22 protein-coding genes and 2 tRNA genes are annotated in these 18,395 nt (G+C 67.9%); 14 read left to right on the forward strand and 10 right to left on the reverse strand.

Annotation, left to right across the window (positions count from 1 at the left end; translation table 11 throughout):
• The first annotated feature begins 22 nt into the window (after positions 1-22).
• Together ON33_RS19480 and ON33_RS19485 are read left to right on the forward strand one after the other, a co-directional pair.
• Positions 23-670 (forward strand): cyclase family protein, encoded by a 648-nt coding sequence (locus ON33_RS19480; RefSeq protein ID WP_040860626.1) that lies wholly within the window; start codon positions 23-25, stop codon positions 668-670.
• Positions 671-853: 183 nt separating this feature from the next.
• Positions 854-1,231: a hypothetical protein gene (locus ON33_RS19485; protein ID WP_040860314.1), complete on the forward strand. Its 378-nt coding sequence runs from the start codon at positions 854-856 to the stop codon at positions 1,229-1,231.
• Positions 1,232-1,307: 76 nt separating this feature from the next.
• On the opposite strand, the gene ON33_RS19490 is transcribed toward ON33_RS19485, so the two are convergent.
• A complete protein-coding gene (locus ON33_RS19490) occupies positions 1,308-2,519 on the reverse strand; it encodes a L,D-transpeptidase (RefSeq protein ID WP_040860315.1) in 1,212 nt (403 codons plus the stop codon).
• Between the two features lie 268 nt (positions 2,520-2,787).
• On the opposite strand from ON33_RS19490, the gene ON33_RS19495 reads away from it, so the two are divergent.
• The 5 genes from ON33_RS19495 (at position 2,788) to ON33_RS19515 (ending at position 6,166) form a co-directional block, all read left to right on the forward strand.
• Positions 2,788-2,863, forward strand: a tRNA-Lys gene (locus ON33_RS19495).
• Between the two features lie 196 nt (positions 2,864-3,059).
• Complete coding sequence (locus ON33_RS19500) at positions 3,060-4,397, forward strand: phosphoribosyltransferase (RefSeq protein WP_040860316.1); 1,338 nt, start codon at positions 3,060-3,062, stop codon at positions 4,395-4,397.
• A 179-nt stretch (positions 4,398-4,576) separates the two neighbouring features.
• The gene (locus ON33_RS19505; RefSeq protein ID WP_051152470.1) at positions 4,577-4,855 is read left to right on the forward strand and encodes a DUF1918 domain-containing protein; all 279 of its coding nucleotides are present in this window, start codon (positions 4,577-4,579) and stop codon (positions 4,853-4,855) included.
• A gap of 288 nt (positions 4,856-5,143) precedes the next feature.
• Positions 5,144-5,917 carry an NADH-quinone oxidoreductase subunit B family protein gene (locus tag ON33_RS19510; protein WP_040860317.1) on the forward strand — a complete coding sequence of 258 codons (774 nt, stop codon included), beginning with the start codon at positions 5,144-5,146 and terminating at the stop codon, positions 5,915-5,917.
• Positions 5,918-6,093: 176 nt separating this feature from the next.
• Positions 6,094-6,166, forward strand: a tRNA-Lys gene (locus ON33_RS19515).
• A gap of 248 nt (positions 6,167-6,414) precedes the next feature.
• Here ON33_RS19515 and ON33_RS19520 read toward each other — a convergent pair.
• Complete coding sequence (locus tag ON33_RS19520) at positions 6,415-6,915, reverse strand: hypothetical protein (RefSeq protein WP_040860318.1); 501 nt, start codon at positions 6,913-6,915, stop codon at positions 6,415-6,417.
• Between the two features lie 84 nt (positions 6,916-6,999).
• On the reverse strand, positions 7,000-7,206 hold the full coding sequence (locus ON33_RS19525; RefSeq protein WP_040860319.1) for a hypothetical protein: 207 nt from the start codon (positions 7,204-7,206) through the stop codon (positions 7,000-7,002).
• 199 nt (positions 7,207-7,405) lie between these two features.
• Between ON33_RS19525 and ON33_RS19530 the strand changes: the two genes are divergently transcribed.
• Entirely contained in the window at positions 7,406-8,170 is a 765-nt protein-coding gene (locus ON33_RS19530) for an EI24 domain-containing protein (RefSeq protein ID WP_040860320.1), read from the forward strand.
• A 145-nt stretch (positions 8,171-8,315) separates the two neighbouring features.
• Here ON33_RS19530 and ON33_RS19535 read toward each other — a convergent pair whose 3' ends face one another.
• Both ON33_RS19535 and ON33_RS19540 read right to left on the reverse strand, forming a co-directional pair.
• Positions 8,316-9,137 carry a thioesterase family protein gene (locus tag ON33_RS19535; RefSeq protein ID WP_040860321.1) on the reverse strand — a complete coding sequence of 274 codons (822 nt, stop codon included), beginning with the start codon at positions 9,135-9,137 and terminating at the stop codon, positions 8,316-8,318.
• Between the two features lie 120 nt (positions 9,138-9,257).
• Positions 9,258-9,632 carry a cupin domain-containing protein gene (locus tag ON33_RS19540; RefSeq protein ID WP_040860322.1) on the reverse strand — a complete coding sequence of 125 codons (375 nt, stop codon included), beginning with the start codon at positions 9,630-9,632 and terminating at the stop codon, positions 9,258-9,260.
• A gap of 79 nt (positions 9,633-9,711) precedes the next feature.
• On the opposite strand from ON33_RS19540, the gene ON33_RS19545 reads away from it, so the two are divergent.
• Entirely contained in the window at positions 9,712-10,158 is a 447-nt protein-coding gene (locus ON33_RS19545) for a MarR family winged helix-turn-helix transcriptional regulator (RefSeq protein WP_040860323.1), read from the forward strand.
• Positions 10,159-10,174: 16 nt separating this feature from the next.
• Here ON33_RS19545 and ON33_RS19550 read toward each other — a convergent pair whose 3' ends face one another.
• Entirely contained in the window at positions 10,175-11,032 is an 858-nt protein-coding gene (locus ON33_RS19550) for a GNAT family N-acetyltransferase (RefSeq protein WP_040860324.1), read from the reverse strand.
• A 164-nt stretch (positions 11,033-11,196) separates the two neighbouring features.
• Here ON33_RS19550 and ON33_RS19555 point away from each other — a divergent pair, with 164 nt between their 5' ends.
• Together ON33_RS19555 and ON33_RS19560 are read left to right on the forward strand one after the other, a co-directional pair.
• A complete protein-coding gene (locus ON33_RS19555; RefSeq protein ID WP_040860628.1) occupies positions 11,197-11,511 on the forward strand; it encodes a hypothetical protein in 315 nt (104 codons plus the stop codon).
• A gap of 50 nt (positions 11,512-11,561) precedes the next feature.
• A complete protein-coding gene (locus ON33_RS19560) occupies positions 11,562-12,593 on the forward strand; it encodes a crotonase/enoyl-CoA hydratase family protein (protein WP_040860325.1) in 1,032 nt (343 codons plus the stop codon).
• On the opposite strand, the gene ON33_RS19565 is transcribed toward ON33_RS19560, so the two are convergent.
• Positions 12,590-13,054, reverse strand: coding sequence for a MarR family winged helix-turn-helix transcriptional regulator (locus tag ON33_RS19565; RefSeq protein ID WP_040860629.1), 465 nt, complete (start codon positions 13,052-13,054; stop codon positions 12,590-12,592). The two genes, ON33_RS19560 and ON33_RS19565, sit on opposite strands and share 4 nt — an antisense overlap.
• 389 nt (positions 13,055-13,443) lie before the next feature.
• On the opposite strand from ON33_RS19565, the gene ON33_RS19570 reads away from it, so the two are divergent.
• Positions 13,444-13,749 carry an excalibur calcium-binding domain-containing protein gene (locus ON33_RS19570; protein WP_040860326.1) on the forward strand — a complete coding sequence of 102 codons (306 nt, stop codon included), beginning with the start codon at positions 13,444-13,446 and terminating at the stop codon, positions 13,747-13,749.
• Between the two features lie 147 nt (positions 13,750-13,896).
• Here ON33_RS19570 and ON33_RS19575 read toward each other — a convergent pair whose 3' ends face one another.
• Complete coding sequence (locus ON33_RS19575; protein ID WP_040860327.1) at positions 13,897-14,121, reverse strand: DUF3618 domain-containing protein; 225 nt, start codon at positions 14,119-14,121, stop codon at positions 13,897-13,899.
• Positions 14,122-14,263: 142 nt separating this feature from the next.
• Between ON33_RS19575 and bcp the strand changes: the two genes are divergently transcribed.
• A complete protein-coding gene (bcp, locus tag ON33_RS19580; protein ID WP_051152471.1) occupies positions 14,264-14,764 on the forward strand; it encodes a thioredoxin-dependent thiol peroxidase in 501 nt (166 codons plus the stop codon).
• Between the two features lie 175 nt (positions 14,765-14,939).
• Here bcp and ON33_RS19585 read toward each other — a convergent pair whose 3' ends face one another.
• Complete coding sequence (locus ON33_RS19585) at positions 14,940-16,235, reverse strand: DUF7159 family protein (protein WP_040860328.1); 1,296 nt, start codon at positions 16,233-16,235, stop codon at positions 14,940-14,942.
• Between the two features lie 338 nt (positions 16,236-16,573).
• Between ON33_RS19585 and ON33_RS19590 the strand changes: the two genes are divergently transcribed.
• Positions 16,574-17,212 (forward strand): TetR/AcrR family transcriptional regulator, encoded by a 639-nt coding sequence (locus ON33_RS19590; RefSeq protein ID WP_051152536.1) that lies wholly within the window; start codon positions 16,574-16,576, stop codon positions 17,210-17,212.
• Here the strand turns inward: ON33_RS19590 and ON33_RS19595 are convergent.
• Positions 17,209-18,138 (reverse strand): LysR family transcriptional regulator, encoded by a 930-nt coding sequence (locus ON33_RS19595; RefSeq protein ID WP_051152472.1) that lies wholly within the window; start codon positions 18,136-18,138, stop codon positions 17,209-17,211. The two genes, ON33_RS19590 and ON33_RS19595, sit on opposite strands and share 4 nt — an antisense overlap.
• Positions 18,139-18,395 lie beyond the last annotated feature (257 nt).

The following is an 18,395-nucleotide window of genomic DNA, read 5'->3' on the forward strand; positions in this document are numbered from 1 at the left end:
TCCACAGGGAGGCAGGCGGAAAGTGCGCATCATCGATCTTTCGGTACCGATCCTGTCCGGTATGCCGGTGTATCCCGGCGATCCGGAGGTCACCATCCGGCCGGCGCTCACCGTGGCCGTCGACGGCGTGAATGTGCTGCACCTGGATCTCGGGTCACAGACGGGCACGCATGTGGACGCGCCGCGGCACATCGACGACGCGCTGCCGGCGTTGGACGAGCTACCGCTGGACCGGTTCACCGGTCCCGGCGTCGTCATCGACGCGCGGTCGGCGGGAGCGGGCGGGGCGATCGGGCGCGAATTCCTCGTGGACCGGGTCGAGGCCGGGCAGATCGTGCTGATCGCCACCGACTGGTCGCGACACTGGGGCACCCACACCTATCTGAACCATCCGCATCTGACGGTGGAGGCGGCCGAATATCTGGTCGCGGCGGGCGTGCGGACGATCGGGATCGACGCGCTCAGTGTCGACCCGACGCCGGCCGAGGACATTCCGGTGCATCGGATCCTCTGCGGGGCGCACACGGTCATCGCCGAGAATCTGACCGGATTGACCGAGGTGCTGGCGGCGCAACAGGCCGGACAGCGGGTCGAGGTGTCGATGTTTCCGCTCAACCTGCCCGGCGCGGACGGCGCTCCGGTGCGGGCCATCGCACGCATCGAAGGGTGACCTAGCGGGTCGCGGGGCATGACCGAGCGTGTCTCGGAGTGTGACAGAAACACCAGTGTGTCGCATTTTGCGGCGCAGGTCACGCGATCTTCGTAGACTGCTCAGGACACCGGGGACGTCGGGGCCCCCGACCCATGCTCGATCCGAAGGACATTGCACGTGAATCGTTGTGCCGTAACCACTTTGCTAGCCGTTGCGGCTGTCATCGCCGCCGCGCCCGTCGCGTCCGCGGAGATCGTCCTCACCGACGCTGCGCAGACCACGACCACGCCCGGCGCCACGACGACCACCCCGGGCACCACCACGACGCCCGGCACCACCACCACGACGCCCGGCACCACCACGGCCGACCCGTCCGCCGCCGACAACCCGATCGAGTCCGACGTGAACTTCGGATCCTCCGCCATCAAGCTCGGCGGCGCGACCGGATCGGCGACCACGGGTTCCTCGAAGGGCGGCTGCACCGTCGCCGGCAGCGCCGCGGCGCTCGCCGGTTACGCCGGACTGGGCTGCGGCAACCTCACTGGCGGCGGCGGCATCGGGCCCGGCACCATCGGCTGACACCCGCTCCCCCCGAGATCGAGCGCGTCCGAAGGGGCATCAGCGACCCGCTGATGCCCCTTCGGCGCGCCCGCGATCAGCGGTTGTCGTCGGCGTTGCCGGCCTTCCACTGCTCCCACGGAATGTTCCAGTCGCCCAGCCCGTCCAGGCCGGACAGCGTGCCGCCGACGGTGTTCTTGACGACGGTGATGTCGCCGCGCTTGACGTTGTCGTACACCCATTTGGCGTCGGCCGGGCTCAGATTGAGGCAGCCGTGGCTGGTGTTGACCGAGCCCTGCGCGCCCACCGACCACGGGGCCGAGTGGAAGAAGATGCCGGAGTAGGAGATCCGCGTCGCCCAGTCGATGGGGGTGCGGTAGCCGCCCGGCGAGTTCACCGGGACGCCGTAGGTGGAGGAATCCATGATGATCTTGTCGAACTTGTCGCCGACGATGTAGACGCCATTGTCGGTGGGGGTGGAGTTCTTACCCATCGAGGTCGGCATGGTCCGGATCACCTCGCCGTTGCGTTCGACGGTCACCATCTTGGTGTCGTCGTCGGCGGTGAAGATCGTGGCGTCGCCGATGGTGAAGCCGGAGTGGATGTCGCTGTCGCCGACCAGGCCGTTGCCGAGATCCCTGCCATAGGCGTTCACCGCGATGTCGACCCTGGTGCCCGGGGCCCAGAAGTTCTGTGGCCGCCAGCGCACCTCGCGATTGTTGACCCAGTAGAAAGCGCCCTCGACCGCGGGCGTCGTGGTGATCTTGATCGCATCCTGGGCGGCCTTGCGGTCCGGAATGTTCTCGTCGAACTGCACGGCCACCGGCTGGCCGATGCCGACCACTTCGTTCTCCGCCGGCAGCAGATACGGGTGCGTGCGGTTGTTGGGCGTGATCGTGGTGAAGCTCATAGTCGAATTGGCCGCCCCGCCAAGGCCGATCGCGTCCACGCTCAATCGGTAGGTGCGCCCGAACCCCAGCTGCTCGGTCAGCCTCCACGAGCCCCCATCCGGCGCCAGCTCCCCCGATACCGGCTTGCCGTCCGGACTGGTGAGCGACACAGCGGTGAACTTCCCGTCCTCCACCTTCAAGGTCAGCTCCCCCGGCGACACGCCCTTGTCACCGTCCTTGACCGGGGAGATCAGCTTCGGCTTCATGAGCTCGCCGATGGGATTGGAATCGATTGCCACCGTTGAGGATTGACCCTTATCCCCGGATGAACACCCGACCAGTGCCAACGCCAGCACGGACAACACCGCCCCGACTCCCAGCAGCCGACCGTATCGCCGCCGGCCCTGACCTTCGCGCATCGCAACCCCACTTCACGTCTCGGCGCGCAGCCGAGCACCTTCCGACCCACGCCTGTTCGACCACCACGGCATCGAGCCAAGCGTTCCCGCCCCACAGGACGTCTCCCGGAACATCCATGATCACCCCCGCAGCGTTAACAACTCCCCGGCCTCTCACAAACCCACAGCTCAGCCACACGATTTCACTTTCCGTACCCTCCCCTGTTAATGTTCTATCCGCACCGCAGAGCGGCCCGAGCGAAAGCCCAAGCCCTCCGCGGAGTGACACGCGCCATTAGCTCAATTGGCAGAGCAGCTGACTCTTAATCAGCGGGTTCGGGGTTCGAGTCCCTGATGGCGCACCACGACAGGCCCCCCTTCGACAGCGAAATCGCTGAAGGAGAGGGGCCTTTTTTGGTTGGCGATGTTGCGCCCGTACCGGCAACCCGATGGCTCCGAAGCCGTCGTGGGACCAACGACTCTCCCGACCGGCGACAACCGGACCTGCCGGTGGCGGCCGATGGCTGTGAGGCTGAAGGTGCCTGCCCGAAGGAGGTTTCGATGTATTTCCAGGATCGTGCCGAAGCGGGCCGTCGGCTCGCAGAACGGCTGTCAACACAGCCTGATACGGATGTCGTCGTGCTGGGGCTGCCGCGCGGCGGCGTCCCGGTCGCGTTCGAGGTTGCCCGGCGGCTGCAAGCGCCGCTGGATGTCATCGTGGTGCGCAAGCTGGGCCTCCCGCATCAGCCCGAGCTCGCTTTCGGCGCTCTCGGCGAAGACGGGGTGCGGGTGATCAACAACGACCTGGTGGAGCGAGCAGGTCTGTCCGGTGCGGAGATGGCGCGGGTGGAGCAGCACGAACGCGCGGAATTGAACCGTCGCGTCGCTCATTTCCGGGCCGGTCACCCGCGCATCCCATTGAAAGGCCGCATCGCGATGATCGTCGACGACGGCGTCGCGACCGGCGCGACCGCGCGGGCCGCCTGCCAGGTCGCCCGGGCTCAGGGCGCCGCCCGAGTCGTGCTGGCGGTGCCGGTCGCGGCCCGGGACGCAGTGCTCATGCTGCAGCGAGAAGCCGACGAGGTGGTCTGCCTCGACCAGCCGCCGTTCTTCTACGCGGTCGGGCAGTGGTATCGCCGCTTCGACCAGACCACCGACGACGAAGTCATCGAGCTGCTGGCTCGCGCGGCCGCCCAGGATGCGCAGCGACAGGCGGGACTGGCCGCGGATCCGCCGCTGCGCGACGACGAGGTGTGTGTGCGGGCCGGGAAAGACCTGCTGTCAGGGCATCTCACCATTCCAGAGCATCCGATCGGTGTGGTGTTGTTCGCACACGGTAGCGGCAGTAGCCGCCACAGCCCGCGCAACCGATACGTCGCCGAGGTACTGCAGCAGGCCCGGCTCGGCACGCTGCTGTTCGACCTGCTCACCACGTCCGAGGAAGCCAACCGCGCCAATGTGTTCGATATCGACCTACTGGCCCGGCGCCTGGTGGCGGTCACCGACTGGTTGAGTGGACAGGAATACGTGGCGGGGCTGCCGATCGGATATTTCGGGGCGAGTACCGGTGCCGCCGCGGCCCTGCGCGCCGCCGCCGATCCACGCGTGGACGTGCGAGCGGTGGTGTCTCGTGGCGGGCGACCCGATCTGGCCGGTCCCGCGCTATCGGCGGTACGGGCGCCGACTCTGCTGATCGTCGGCGGTCACGACTACCTGGTCATGGATCTGAATCGCCAGGCAGCCGAGGCGATGTCCTGTGAGACCGTGCTGGCCGAGGTGCCCGGCGCGACCCACCTGTTCGAGGAACCGGGCACTCTGCGCAAAGCCGCGGAGCTCGCGCGGAACTGGTTCACCACCTGGTTACCCACTACTCCGGCCGAGTCGGAGGAATCGGCATGAGCGATCCGGAAGCCGGGCTCCGGTCGGGCGGGTGCGCTACCGGCCGATTCCAGGGTCGAGTGGTTGATCGTGCGGGTGGCCAGGCGCAGGACTTCCGGCCCTATCCGGAAAACGTATGGACTCACCACGATGGAGATTCGAGACACGGATTTCCGGCTGACGTCGGAGGAGGTCGTTCGATGCGAGCACAACCAGGAGACTGGCTGATCGTCGAAGGACGCGCGGTCGGGGGCATGGTCCGTCGCGGCCTCATCGAAGAGGTGCACGGCGCGGAAGGCGCACCGCCGTATCTCGTGCACTGGACCGACACCGGGCATCGGGCCCTGATCTTTCCGGGCCCCGACGCGTATGTGCGGACCGGGGCCGAACTCCGCGCCCAGGAGGAGATCGCCATGGCACGGTACTCGTCGATGCAGCACGTACCCGCCTCCCACACCGCTGTGGACAGCCGGGACTGACCGGGTCCTGCCCGGCGCGACACCGGCAACGATTTCGTGCTGCTCCGCCGGCTCAGGTACTCCGGCCCGGCACCGACGACCTTCGGCGCTGGTCGCGGCGTGCCGCACCGGCGAGACTGGAACCGAACGACGCGCGAGAACAGGGGCTCCCTTGATCATCGGCGACACCGTGACGATCGACCGCGACGGGCTGGACCGCCTCGGCGTGGTGTTGCGGCCTCGTCACCGAACCCCTCGCGAAACTGCCCGTCGATCCGGGCATACCACGGCACTCCTCCAGGAGCCAGGATGACGACACCCACGCTCGCGGTCTGGAAGTTCACCTCCTGCGACGGCTGCCAGCTCAGCCTGCTGGATTGCGAGGACGAATTGCTCGCGCTGGCGGGCCGGGTCCGCATCACGCATTTCGTCGAGGCGAGCAGTGCGGTCGAGCCCGGGCCCTACGACGTATCGCTGGTCGAGGGTTCGGTCAGCACACCCGACGAGCAGAGCCGGATCCTCGAGATCCGCGCGCAGTCACGGATTCTCGTGACAATCGGCGCCTGCGCCAGTCACGGCGGCATCCAAGCGCTGCGCAACTTCGCCGACATGACCGAATTCGCTTCGGTGGTATACGCCAGCCCGGAATACATTTCGACGCTTGATACCGCGACGCCGATCGCAGCGCATGTGCCGGTGGACTACGAGCTGCGCGGATGCCCGATCGACCGCCGCCAGCTGCTGGAAACCCTGTGCGCGCTGCTGGCCGGGCGCGAACCCGACCTGCCCAACACCAGCGTCTGCACCGAATGCAAGCGCCGCGGCAACACCTGTGTGATGGTCGCCGACGGCATTCCCTGTCTCGGTCCGGTCACCCAGGCGGGATGCGGCGCCCTGTGCCCGTCCTACCATCGCGGCTGCTACGGCTGCTTCGGCCCGATGGAGCGGCCCAATATCGGTGCGCTGCTGCCGATCCTGCGGATCAACGGCATGGACACCGTCGATATCGACCGAGTGTTCAGCACATTTGCGGTCGCCGCGCCGGCCTTCGCCGACAGAAGCCGGGATGAACCACCGCAGTAGGCAATTGCGGGCCGGCGCGTGCGAGGGCGAGGGCTCCCCGCACCGAGGGCGGTCCTGCCACGAGTGGATCCGGGGTCATACCCTCCCCCATTACAGTTCTGCGATCGAGCACTGCTAATGTTCTTCCCGCCCCGCGGAGCCGCCAGGTGAAGACCGAGCCACCCACGGAGTAGCACGCGCCATTAGCTCAATTGGCAGAGCAGCTGACTCTTAATCAGCGGGTTCGGGGTTCGAGTCCCTGATGGCGCACAGAACGTGTCGCGGGGCGACGTCCGTTACGAAGAGCAAGAATCGGACCTCGCGAGCGAATGAGCCTGGGCCGCAGCGCGGAAGACGATCAGCTATTGGGCTTGCGGCCGCTGAAGCCCAACGGGATACCCCGCCGGTGGCCGTGCAATCCTCACCCGCGTCCGCACAAGCGTCATCCAGACCGCCAATGCCGCAGCACTTTTGGTGCAGCTGCTCGCGAAGCGGCGCCGAACACCCTCGCGCGCTCCTCAGTCGCGACCGAACCAGCGCCGCCATCCGCGCCGGGGTTCGGGGCCTGGTACGGCGATATTGATCTGTGCGCCTTCGGGGATGAAGCGGACCTGGTCGTGAATCTGCCCCGCCATGCCCAATGCGGTGACGAAGTCCATGACCTGAACGTTGCCGATCTGCGGGTCACCTCCCAGAACGGCCGGATGCGTCAGGTCGTAGATCTGGGATTCGTTCGGGGTCAACCCGTGCGCGGCAGCCGCGACCGCGAGATCGGCCCGAAGATACAGTTGCTGACCGTCGCGCGTCTGCAGCTCGGCCTCACACTCTTCGACGGATCCCCAGAGGTACGACAACTTTCCGTAGAACGTATCCAGCCACCACACGCCGTCCTCGGCACCCAGGAAGACGTCGCCGAATGGTGACGTGAACATCGGGTACTTGCCCTCCAGGCCGATCCAGTTCCAGGATTCCAGCGCGTATCGGTACTGCTCATCGGTAAACCGTCGCAACAACTCCACGCGGTGAACGCTACGCGGCGCGCACCGCCGGAAAGGGTTTCACGGTCGATCGACCGATGCGGCAACCCATTCGCTTCGCGGTTGTCACGGATCCCAGGGTTGGGAGCATGGCAGGGAGGGCATGGTCGCGGTGATGTGGTTGTCGATGCTGATGGCTGCCGCGCCGGCGGCGGTCAGTTCGGCTGCCACCTCGTCGATTTGCTGGGGGCGGCCCTGGAGGTCCAGAACGAGGGCGCCCAGTTCTACACGCAGGTGCAGGAGTGTGGTTTCCGCTGTTCCGATGGTTGTCACCGGACCACCTCGCGAATCCGTACGTCGGCTCGTGCAGCCGATCTGCCGAATGGAATTGTGCGCGGTGCTGCGGGCAACGCCAGTTCCGTGGGAGCGTCTCGAGAAATCACTTGTTCCCGACAATCGACAACGACAGGTTGTCGATCGCTGCGGACAGTTCGGGCGGGTGGCGGCGGGTGGGCGCCAGTAGGGTTCGGGGATGCGTGATTTCGGGGTTGGGTTCGCCTATTTCGTTCGGGGGCAGCGGTGGGTGGTGCGGCATCCTCGGGAGTACGGGATCGGGATTCTGCCGGCGCTGGTGACGGTGTTTTTGTATGTGGCCGCGCTGGTCGCGGTGATCACATGGGGCGGGGATCTGGCGGAGACGGTGACGCCGTTCGCCGATCACTGGCCGAGCCCGTGGGCGGGATTGTTTCGCGGGGCGTTGGACATTGCTCTGATCGCGCTCGCGGTGCTTGCGGCGGTGCTCACGTTCACTGCTGTGACTCTGGTGATCGGATCGCCGTTCTATGACGTGATCTCGGAGCGGGTCGATCGGTCGGTGTCGGTTGATGGGACCGCACCGGAATCCGGGCTGGCCTGGTGGCTGGAGTTGTGGGTGTCGCTTCGGGACAGCGTTCGAATTCTGGTGCGGGCCATGGTGTGGGCGGTTGTGTTGTTCGTGCTGGGATTCGTGCCCGCTGTCGGGCAAACGGTGATTCCGGTGGTCGCGATCTTCGTCACCGGGTTCTTCCTCGCGCAGGAGCTGACCGCGGTCGCGCTGCAGCGCCGCGCCATTCACCTACGTGAGCAGTTGGCGCTGTTGCGTGGCCGCAAAGGTTTGGCGTGGGGCTTCGGCGTGCCGCTCGGAGTGGCCTTCCTGGTGCCGTTCGTCGCGGTATTCCTCATGCCGGGCGCCGTCGCCGGAGCCACGCTCCTGACCCGCGAACTACTGGGCGAACCAGGAACCGGCACTACCGCGTGAGCTCGAAGCCCCAGGATGCGACCGCGAACGCGAAGTACATTGCCGCGATGTTGGCGACCGGCGGAGGACACGGATCCGGTCGTGCAGGACTTCGTCCGCAGCTGCCTCGACCACCGGGAGACAGCCCGGTGAAAGCGGGCTCGGGTCAGCAGGTCGAAGCGGGGAGGGACTGCGCTTCGGCGAAGGCGGCCATATCGACCTGGCGACGGGCATTGGACAGCGCCGTGATCGTGCAGAGCCCCAGCTCGCCGGTGCGGTCGTAGAGCGTCGCCGTGGAGACGGCGATGCCGTTGGCAGAGACATGGTCTCGGGCCTGCACGCCCAATTCCACGCCCTCCGGCAGCCGGGAGAGCGTCATGGTGACATCGGTGTTGATGTAGCCGACCCCCGCGGTGCCCCAGTTGCAGACCAGGTTGGTGGAGTCACTGACGAAGGCCGCGCGTTCGAACGGCGTAATGGGCACGCCGTCGATGAGGGCCGGGATATTGTTCCACGCTGCCTTGCGGTGCGGGTTGACGCCGGAGGCGAAATCGTGGGTCCAGTCGAAGGATCCGGACTTGAACAGGGGCGGGCTGCCCTCGGGCCCGTCGAGCCGGGTCTCGGGGGTCGGGAGCTCCTGGGCCGGCTGCCAGATCTCGCCCGGCGGCTCGACGGTGGCGATCAGGAATTGCACGGTGGCGCGGGCGCGCACCCGGCCGTGCTGGATGATGGACGCGTCGGCCACGCGAATGCGATTGCCGTCGCGGACGATCGAGCTGTGCAGCTCGATGGGCTCGTTGAGGACCGGGCTGAACAGGTCGGCGGTGAACCGGGCGGGGATGAAATCGGGCCCGGGGCAGTGCGTTTCGAGTTCGTGCGCGAGCAGGCCGCAGACGGCCGTACCGGCCAGCTGCGCCGGCGACCAGGCGCTGACCGCCATCCGGGTCGCCGTGAAGCGACCGTTCTCCTGGGTGAAGAACGCGACCATGGAGTCTCCCCTACCGATTGATGAGCCCCAGAATTAGAACATGTTTCAGAAACCCGGGGGAAGACCGCGGTCCCGGTCAGCGGAGAGACCGGGGCGCTGCGGGGAGGAATCGGCGGGTGATCAGTTCACCCAGGGCGGGTTGACGACGGTCCCGTCGAGCAGCTCACCGGTGAAGCCGACGGGCGCGTTGACGAGCACTTCGGCGGGCCGGTCGGCCGGATTGTCCAGGCGGATCACGGATCCGGCCGGGACCACCGCCGCGTCACCGGGAGCCAGCTCCGCGGCCTCGCCCTCGATGGTCAGCGTGATCGAGCCCGCGAGCAGGATGAACGCCTCCTCGCGGTGGACGCGGTGCGGGACGCCCTGGGTGCCGGGCGAGATCTCCAGCCGCCACAGGCACAGCTCACTGCTGCCGGTGCTGGGACGAACCAGCGGGGTGAAGCGGGAGCCGTGCATTTCATGGGACTGGGCGTCGGCGGCGTGGATTACGGGCATTTGCCATCTCCTTCAGTCAAGCAGCTTGACTATATAGTCAAGCTTGTTGACTTCTTTGTCAAGTGCCAAGATTCCAGACATGCCCGGATACGCACAGGACCTGCCGCTGCTACTGCTCGCGGCCGCCGCGGAGGTCACCGACGCCATCAACGACGGGTGCGTCGCGGCCGGCTTCACCGACATCCGGCCCACCCACGGCTTCGCCTTCGTGCGCATGGCCCCGAACGGCGCGACGGTCGGCGAGATCGCCGAACACCTGGGCGTCACCAAGCAGGCCGCCAGCCAGCTGGTCGAGGAACTCGTCAAAAAGGGCTACGCGCAACGCAATCCGCACCCGCACGACGCGCGCGCCAAGCTCGTCACGCTCACCGAGCGCGGGTGGGCGTGCACCCGCGCCGCCGATGCCGCCGCGGCCCGGTTCACCGAGCGATGGGCGGCCGCCCTCGGGCCCGCGGCCACGGTCGAACTGCGCAATGCGCTCGCCAGGGTCGTCACACCCGGACGGGTGCGTCCGTCGGCGTGGTGACGAATTCCACGACCGTTCAGCCGAGTTCGAGCGAGGTCACGCCGTAGACCCGCTCGCGGTGGTACGCCCGGACGGGCCCGGTATACATGCGCGCGGTCTCGAAGCTCGGCGTCAGCCCGGCCGACTCCATCAGCCGCACCGCGGGTTCGTTGTCCAGCGGGACATCCACGGCCAGCGGCATTCCCGCCGCATGGGCGGCCAGCGCGGCCAGCAGCTGCCGCGCGTCAGCGGGAGTGTCGGCGAACAGCGGGCCGACCCGCAGTGAATCCCGGGCCGGACGCAGGGTCGTGTACCCGGTGAGGGTCCCGTCGACGATCCGGGCGAAGGTCCGATGGCCCGGCTCGGCGAGCCAGGCGGTGAGGAATTCGGGCCGGTCCGCCGGATAGCAGGCCGAGTCGTACGGTTGCAGCGCCGCGAAATCCGCCGGCGCGAGCGCGGTCACCGTGTCGTCGGGCAGCGGCAGGCGGGGCACACCGATGAATCGCGCACTGTTGTAGGCGAGTTCGAATCCACTGCGCCGATAGCTGTCCTGCTGCGCGGGAACTCCGTCGAGCCCGACGACCCGCTCTCCCGCGTGTTTCAGACCCGCGTTCCAGGTGGCCAGGCCGAACCCGCGCCCGCGCAGATCCGGGCGCACGAGATAGAAACCCAGGAACGCGTAGTCGGCGCCGTAGTTGACCACCGAGACCGCGGTGGCGGGCTCCCCGCTCAGCCGCCCGAGCAGGAATCCATCCGGATCCTGCACGAAGAACGCGCCGACATCACGCTGCCCCGGGTTCCAGCCCTCGGCGGCGGCCCACTCCACCACGGCGGCCCATTCCGACGGGGTGGCGCGGGCGATGACCAGATCATCGAGATCCATGGCATCCGGCATGCGACCACGGTAGCCGCAAAAGCCCTGCGACTCGCTGGGATTCGAGGACGCGCCGGGCACGCCCTCGGACCGGCGGAGCGCCCGGCGAGCCGGCCCCGGCGCTCCGGTAGGGTCGAGGCGACATGCCCCGCGACCTGCGTGGTTGCGCGGAGTTCGAGGAAGACATGGCCGACTACGCACACTCCGATCACGCCAGCCGCAGCCGCGAGGAGAAGGCCCGGCGGCTGGCCGCCTATCTCTGGACGCGCGGCATCAGCGGTCCCGAACTGCTGGAACTGCCCGCCGCCCAACGGCGCAAGCTGGCCCGCGCCGCTGACACCAATCCACCCAGCACCGACGAGACCTGGCAGGTGGTGGCCGGGCTGCTCGGCGAGAAGGACGCCTGGGCCACGCGCAATCCCGGCCATCCCGCGGCCCGCCGGGAGCGGCTGGACGAGAAGATCCTCTGGGTGAAACCGCCGGTCAAACCCTGGGAGTAGATCGGCCCGGACGCTTGACAGCAAGAAATGAACCGGGGTTCACTGCTTGAGTGTCCCCCGACTACGAGAACCACTCCGGTACCCGCCCGGCCGCCTGGCGCGACGACCTGACCGGCGGTGACGACTCGCTCTTCGCGGGCCGCCCCGAACCGGTCGACGAGTACACCGGCCGCACGCTGACCTACGAGGTGACCGGGCGCATCGCCCGCATCACCTTCAACCGGCCAGAGCGCGGCAATGCCATCACCGCCGACACCCCGATCGAACTGGCGGCGGCCGTCGAGCGCGCCGACCTGGATCCGCGCGTGCACGTCATCGTGGTGAGCGGGCGCGGCAAGGGCTTCTGCGGCGGCTACGACCTGTCGATCTTCGCCGAGAACAGCTTCGCTCCGGCCGAGGGCGCGCAGCCGACCGAGGGCACGGTGCTCGACCCGGTCGTCCAGGCCCGCAATCACAATCCCTGGGGCACTTGGGATCCCATGGTCGACTACGCCATGATGTCGCGCTTCAACCGCGGCTTCGCCAGCCTGCTGCACGCCAACAAGCCGACCGTCGCCAAGGTGCACGGCTTCGCCATCGCCGGCGGCACCGATATCGCGCTGTTCGCCGATCAGATCATCTGCGCCGAGGACGCGCGCTTCGGCTACCCGCCCACCCGGACCTGGGGCATTCCGGCCGCGGGCATGTGGGCGCACCGGATCGGTGACCAGCGCGCCAAGCGACTGCTGTTCACCGGCGACAGCCTCAGCGGCAAGCAGGCGCTGGAGTGGGGCCTGGCCATCGAGGCCCCGCCCGCCGACGAGCTGGACGCGCGCACCGAGGAACTGCTGGAACGCATTTCGCGGGTGCCGATCAACCAGTTGGTCATGGCGAAGCTGGCGCTCAACAGCGCGCTGCTCGCGCAGGGGGTCACCAACTCCGGCATGATCAGCACGGTGTTCGACGGCATCTCGCGGCATACCCGCGAGGGCTACGCCTTCCAATTGCGTTCGGCCACGGCAGGTTTCCGCGAGGCCGTGCGCGAGCGCGACGAACCGTTCGGCGATTGGAAGCGTGCCCGGTTCGAGCCGCCGAAGGACTAGGCGATCCCCTCCACGTCGGTGCGCTCGACCTCGGCGACGACCCGGCCGGCCAGCGAGCGCACCGCGGCCGCCTCCGCGGCGGTCATCTCGTCGATGAACAGCCGCCGCACCAGTTCGACGTGATTGGGGGCGGCGGCCTCGAGCGCCAGGCGGCCGGCCTCGGTCAGCCGCACCTCCCGCCCGCGGGCGTCGTCGACGGCCTGGCAGCGATCGACCAGGCCACGGGTCGCCATCCGCGACAGATGCTTGGACAGGCGGCTCTTGTCCCAGCAGATCTCGGCGCCGAGTTCCTTGGCGCGCAGCTGGCCGCCGGCCGCGGACAGCGCGACCAGCACCTCGTAGTCGGAGGTCGACAGTCCGTCCTGGGCCAGCCCGGCGGCGAGGGCGGCGTCCAGGCGTTGCCGCATGCGAATGTAGGACTGCCAGGTCGTCTGTTCCGCATCGGTCAGCCAGCGCGTCATGGCTTCCATAGTATCGACCAATAGTTGACACGGACACCAAGCGGATCCACAGGAACTTCATGGTAAATCGGGGCAGCCCCCGGACGGCCGCCTGTCGTACAGTACTGACCGTCCAATTTGCGTAGTTCTGGCGGAAATCGTCCATGCGCGAGCGCATTTCCGAGCAGGGCGAATGAGACACACACCGGCAGAAGAGGTTCCGGCGTTCGGGGCAAATCCCCTAATTCACCTGGATGAATAGCCCATCCGGTTGACAATGCAACGTTGCGCCAGAAAACTCGACGCCGAGCCCGGCCGGTCACCGCGCCGCAACCGCCCGCGGCGGCGGTGGCACATCCGCGCCGAGTCGGGCCCTATGCCACCCCTGTTGCGCCGACATTGAGGAATACATGAACGTTCGCCGGCTTCTCGTCACCGCCAGCGTCGCGGGACTGACGAGCTTCGCAGCCCAGTCCGCCGTCGCCCTCGCCGACGTCCCCACCGGATCCTCCGGCACCGGCTCGTCCGCCATCGACACCGGCTCCGCCGCCACCGGCTCGGCGGGCCTGTCCCAGACCGGTTCCGCCGGCGGACCCGTCTACGAGAACTGTGACCAGGCCCGCGCGGCCGGCGTGGCGCCGCTGTTCCGCGGCCAGCCCGGCTACAGCCCGCACCTGGACCCCGACGGCACCGGAATGGCTTGCCCGACCGTCTGATTCACGCAGCGCGGCGGCTCCGCCGTCCCGAGCAACCCGAGGCCCGGTCCGACCAAGGACCGGGCCTCGGGTTTTCTCACCTCGGCACCGCGACGCAAATGTGGCCCGGTCCAACAGGACCGGGCCACAGTCGAAAGCCGATACGGCTCAGCGGCGGAAGATCTTCACCACGACCAGGGTCGCGATCAGCGCGCCGGTGCCGATCAGGGTGTACTTGATCTTGGGCTCGTTCAGCTTCGCCATGACCGACCGCTTGGCGTTGTCGGCCAGCCGCTGGGGATCGGCGCGGACCGCGAGTTCATCGAGGGTGCTCGCGAGCCGGTTGCGTGCCGCCTCGATCTCCCGCTCGATCGCCTCGGTATCTCTCGCCACGTCACACTCCTGTCTGGAAGCCGCGCTGAAAGGCGGCGCCGTCGTCTCGGGGCCGCTGCTCGCGCGACACAGGCGCATGCCAGCCGACCGCTCAGGAGTGTATCGCCAACACCCGCTCGAGCCCGTCGACTAGCGTGGCGGCATGACCGAGAATCACCGACTCAGTCCCGGCGACCCCGCGCCCGCCTTCACCCTGCCCGACGCCGACGGCAAGGACGTCTCGCTGTCGGACTACCGCGGCCGCAAGGTGATCGTCTACTTCTACCCGGCCGCGAGCACACCGGGCTGCACCAAGCAGGCCTGCGACTTTCGCGACAACCTGGCCGAACTCGGGGACGCCGGCCTCGAGGTCGTCGGCATTTCCCCCGACAAGCCGGCCAAGCTGGCCAAGTTCCGCGACGCCGAGCAGCTCACCTTCCCGCTGCTGTCCGATCCGGACAAGGAAGTGCTGTCCGCCTACGGCGCGTTCGGCGAGAAGATGATGTACGGCAAGAAGGTCACCGGCGTCATCCGATCCACCTTCCTGGTCGACGAGAACGGGAAGATCGAAGTCGCGCAGTACAACGTGAAAGCCACCGGGCACGTCGCCAAGCTGCGCCGCGACCTGCTCCCCCACCTCCCCGGGACTTCAGCGGACAGCTGAGTGCCGTTAACCGTCAGCACCCCTGCCGGCGGTTGAGTGCCCAAACGATTGTGGACGTACCCGGGGAGTTACCCCCATCGTTACGAGCCTGGGCATTCCGAAAGCGCGGAATCCCGGCCCTTTTCAGGGTCGGGATTCAGGCGACACATTCGGGACGCCCGCTTGAAGCGAGCGCCTAAGCCTTCGGCAGGGCCTGCGCGGCCCACTGCAGCATCATGCGCCAGTGGTTGTCCCACCAGGACGAGAACTCGGCGGTGCCCAACGGCGGCGGCGCGAGTTCGCCCTGGAACAGCCCGGATTCGGTGGGCGCGCCGACCGCGTGCGTCGGGGCCGGGATGATCGACTCCGGATTCGAGGCCGCCTCCGGCTCCGGCTTCGCCTTGATCAGCGGCCGCGGCTTCCCGCCGTTGCGGGGATTGTCACCGCGTGGGCCCCAATTGAGGGTGGCCGGGTCGATGGTCACCACATCGCCGGGCTGCGGTTCGGAACCGGGCTGACCGGAATCCGGCGTGACCCCGTCGGTTGATGGGCCCGCGTCACCCGGCAGGCCGTCGACCACGGGAGCGGCGGCGTCCGGGACCGCGGGCGCGGGCGCATCCCCGGACGGGTGATCGCCGGCGGCATGCCCGTCCGCGGCGACCCGGGAATCGATGAGCACCGGGGCCGGCACCTTCTTGGATTCACCGCCCGAGGCGTAGACCCCGCCCGCCACCAGACCGCCCGCCAGCACGCTGGCCGCCGCGAACAGGGCCGCGGTACCGCGCGCGCGACGGATGCGGTCGGCGGCCTCCCCCGCGAACTCCGCCTCCGGCAGGGCGGCCAGGGCCGCGCCGATGGCCGGTGCGGCCGCCGCCACCGCGCACGGGATGACCGGTGCGCCGAAGCCCGACTCCAGGGCGGCCACCACCTCGGGTTCCGTTGCGGCCGAACCGATCAGCACCACCGCGTCCGGCTTGACACCGGCCGCGTCGAACTGGTCCCAGGCGGCGGTGACGGCGCTGCGCATGGCGTCCTCGGTGGCCGCGCCGCCGCTGAGTGTCACCGCGGCGAGCACCCGGCTCCGATCCGGCGAAATGAGCGAGACGGCCTGGAAACCGGGCACCACCTCGCAGATGGCCAGATCCTCGAATTCGTCCACCCAGGTCATGGCGCGCGCCACCGCGAGATGTGCGGCCTTGGCCGACACCAGGGAGGCGTCGTGCCAGGAACCGGCGGCCAGCTTGGTGACGATGGCGCGGCGCTCGGCGGCATCGCGGTAGGCGACCGCGGCGCCGAGGATCTCGCGATCCGTGCCGATCCGGTCGGCGAGGTCCTCCAGTGCCGCTTCCACCGCGACCGCCAAGTCGGCCTTGGTATCTCCGGCGATCGGCTCGACGCGCTCGAGCACGACGCGCTCGGTCACCTTGTCGCCGTCTTCGGCGAGGGCCACAGCACGCACCGTGCCGCGCTCGGTGGCGACACCGATGGTCACCGCGGAACGAACAGGGGTAGAAGCAACCACAATCAGCCTTCCAACGTCGACGTACAGGCGATGCACACACGGACGGACAGTCGAGACGCGTCGGTTCCCGGCTTCGGCAGGGGCGTGGCCCCTTTCGGACAGAGACCCGCAGCTGAGAGGCAGCTGCGATGGGTGTTCGGAGCCGACGACGGCGTGGATGGGTCGGATGCGATGACACACGAAGTACCGCAGCGTGTCATGCGCGTGTCGCTACCCGTAGGCTGTTCCCTGTGGAAGCACGCACGGGAACCGGGTCGACGCGACGACCGGACCCTGCGTTGGAGCTGCAGGACGATCCACAGGAGCTGATGCCCCGTCGCCGCCCGACGCAGGAACGATCAAAACGCAAATTCGACGCCCTGCTGCAGGCATCCCGGGAATTACTCGTCGAAGTCGGCTTCGAATCGTTCACCTGTGAAGAGGTCGCGGCCCGCGCGGAAGTGCCGATCGGCACGCTCTACCAGTTCTTCGCCAACAAGTACGTCATCGTCTGCGAGCTGAATCGCCAAGACCTGGTGGCGGTTTCGCAGGAACTGGCCGATTTCCACGGCGAGATCCCGTCCATGGACTGGCTGCGGCACATGACGCAGCTGGTCGATCACCTGGCCGATCTGTGGATGACCGACCCGTCGCGGCGCGAGGTGTGGCTGGCCATGCAGTCCACGCCGTCCACCCGCGCGACCGGAGCGATCCACGAAAAGGAGTTCGCCGAAGCGGTTTCGCAGATGCTGCGCCCGCTCATGCCGCGCACCCCGCGCGGCCGCCGCTCCATGATGGCGCAGGTACTGGTGCACGTCGTGTACTCGATGCTGAATTTCTCGGTGCAGGACGGGCTCAGCCACGAGGACGCCGTCGCCGAGCTCAAGCGCCTCATGGTGGCGTATCTGCTGATCGCGGAAAAGGAATCGCGCTCCGGCGGGCAGCGCACCACCTTCGACCCGGACTAGCGGCTCAGCTGGACCACCGGCGGGTCGAAGGCCTCCCGATCCGCGGGTGCGGCCCCGCGGCAGGTGTCGACCAGCTGATGCACGATCGGCGACAGTTCACGAACCACCAGCGAAGTCCGCACCGTCACATCCGGATCGGTGAGCCGGCGGAAGGCAACGCGGCGGGTCGGGAGCGCGGTGGCCGCCTCCTCGTACAGCACGGTCCACGACGGCTGCCCGGACCCCAAGAGCGCCAAGGTGTTCTGCACGGTGGTGAACGCCCCGCCCAGGCGCGGCGTGAAACCCGCGGAATCACACGCCCCCAGCACGGTGTCCACGAAGGTGCGGCTGGACTCCCGCTTCGAGAGTCGCAGCGGCATGGCCGCCAGCCGCTGGAACGGCAGGGTCGATTCTCCGGCCAGCGGATGCTGCGCGGGGAGGGCGGCCACCAGCCGGTCGCTCCACAGCGGGATCACGCGCAGGCCCGAGACCGGCCGCACCATGCGCACGAAGGCCGCGTCGAGCCTACCGTCGGCCACCTTCGCCAATCGTTCGGAGGCGGGCAGGCTTTCGAGTAGGACCTGGGTGGTGGGCGCCTGATCGTGCAGCAGGGCGAGGATGTGTTCGAGCCGGGTGGTCATACCTTCGGCGGTGCCGATGCGCAACTGCGCCTGCGTGCCCACGCGCTGGGCGAGTTCACCGGCGAGCGCCGCGAATTCGTCGGCGCTGCTCAGCACGGCGCGCGCCTGGTGCAGCAGCTGCTGCCCGGCCTCGGTGAGGCCGACCCCGGAGGCGGTGCGATCGAACAGCCGCAGGCCGAATTCGTTCTCGAGCGCCTTGATGCGCTGACTGACGGCAGGCTGAACGATATGCAACCGTCGCGCCGCCCGGCCGAAGTGCAATTCTTCGGCAACTACCACAAAACTGGCCAGATGCCTGAGTTCCATGCGCACCCCGTCTCGTTGCACTGGACCTATGGGCGACGATACCATCGCGGGTTCGTTCGGGCGCGATATTCGAATCAACTACAAACCAGCCGGTATCTAAAATGCGAACGCTTAGTACGTAAGTCGTACTCACCCACCTGATCACATTATTCCAATTCTGAAAGTGTCGTGCGTCACATACCTCGATAGTCGATCATTTTCTATGATCGGCCGATTAAAAACCGCTCCTTCTCTCCTGTCGAATTCAATGCAACCAT

It is taken from the genome of Nocardia niigatensis NBRC 100131, assembly GCF_000308655.1.
Lineage (GTDB): Bacteria > Actinomycetota > Actinomycetes > Mycobacteriales > Mycobacteriaceae > Nocardia > Nocardia niigatensis.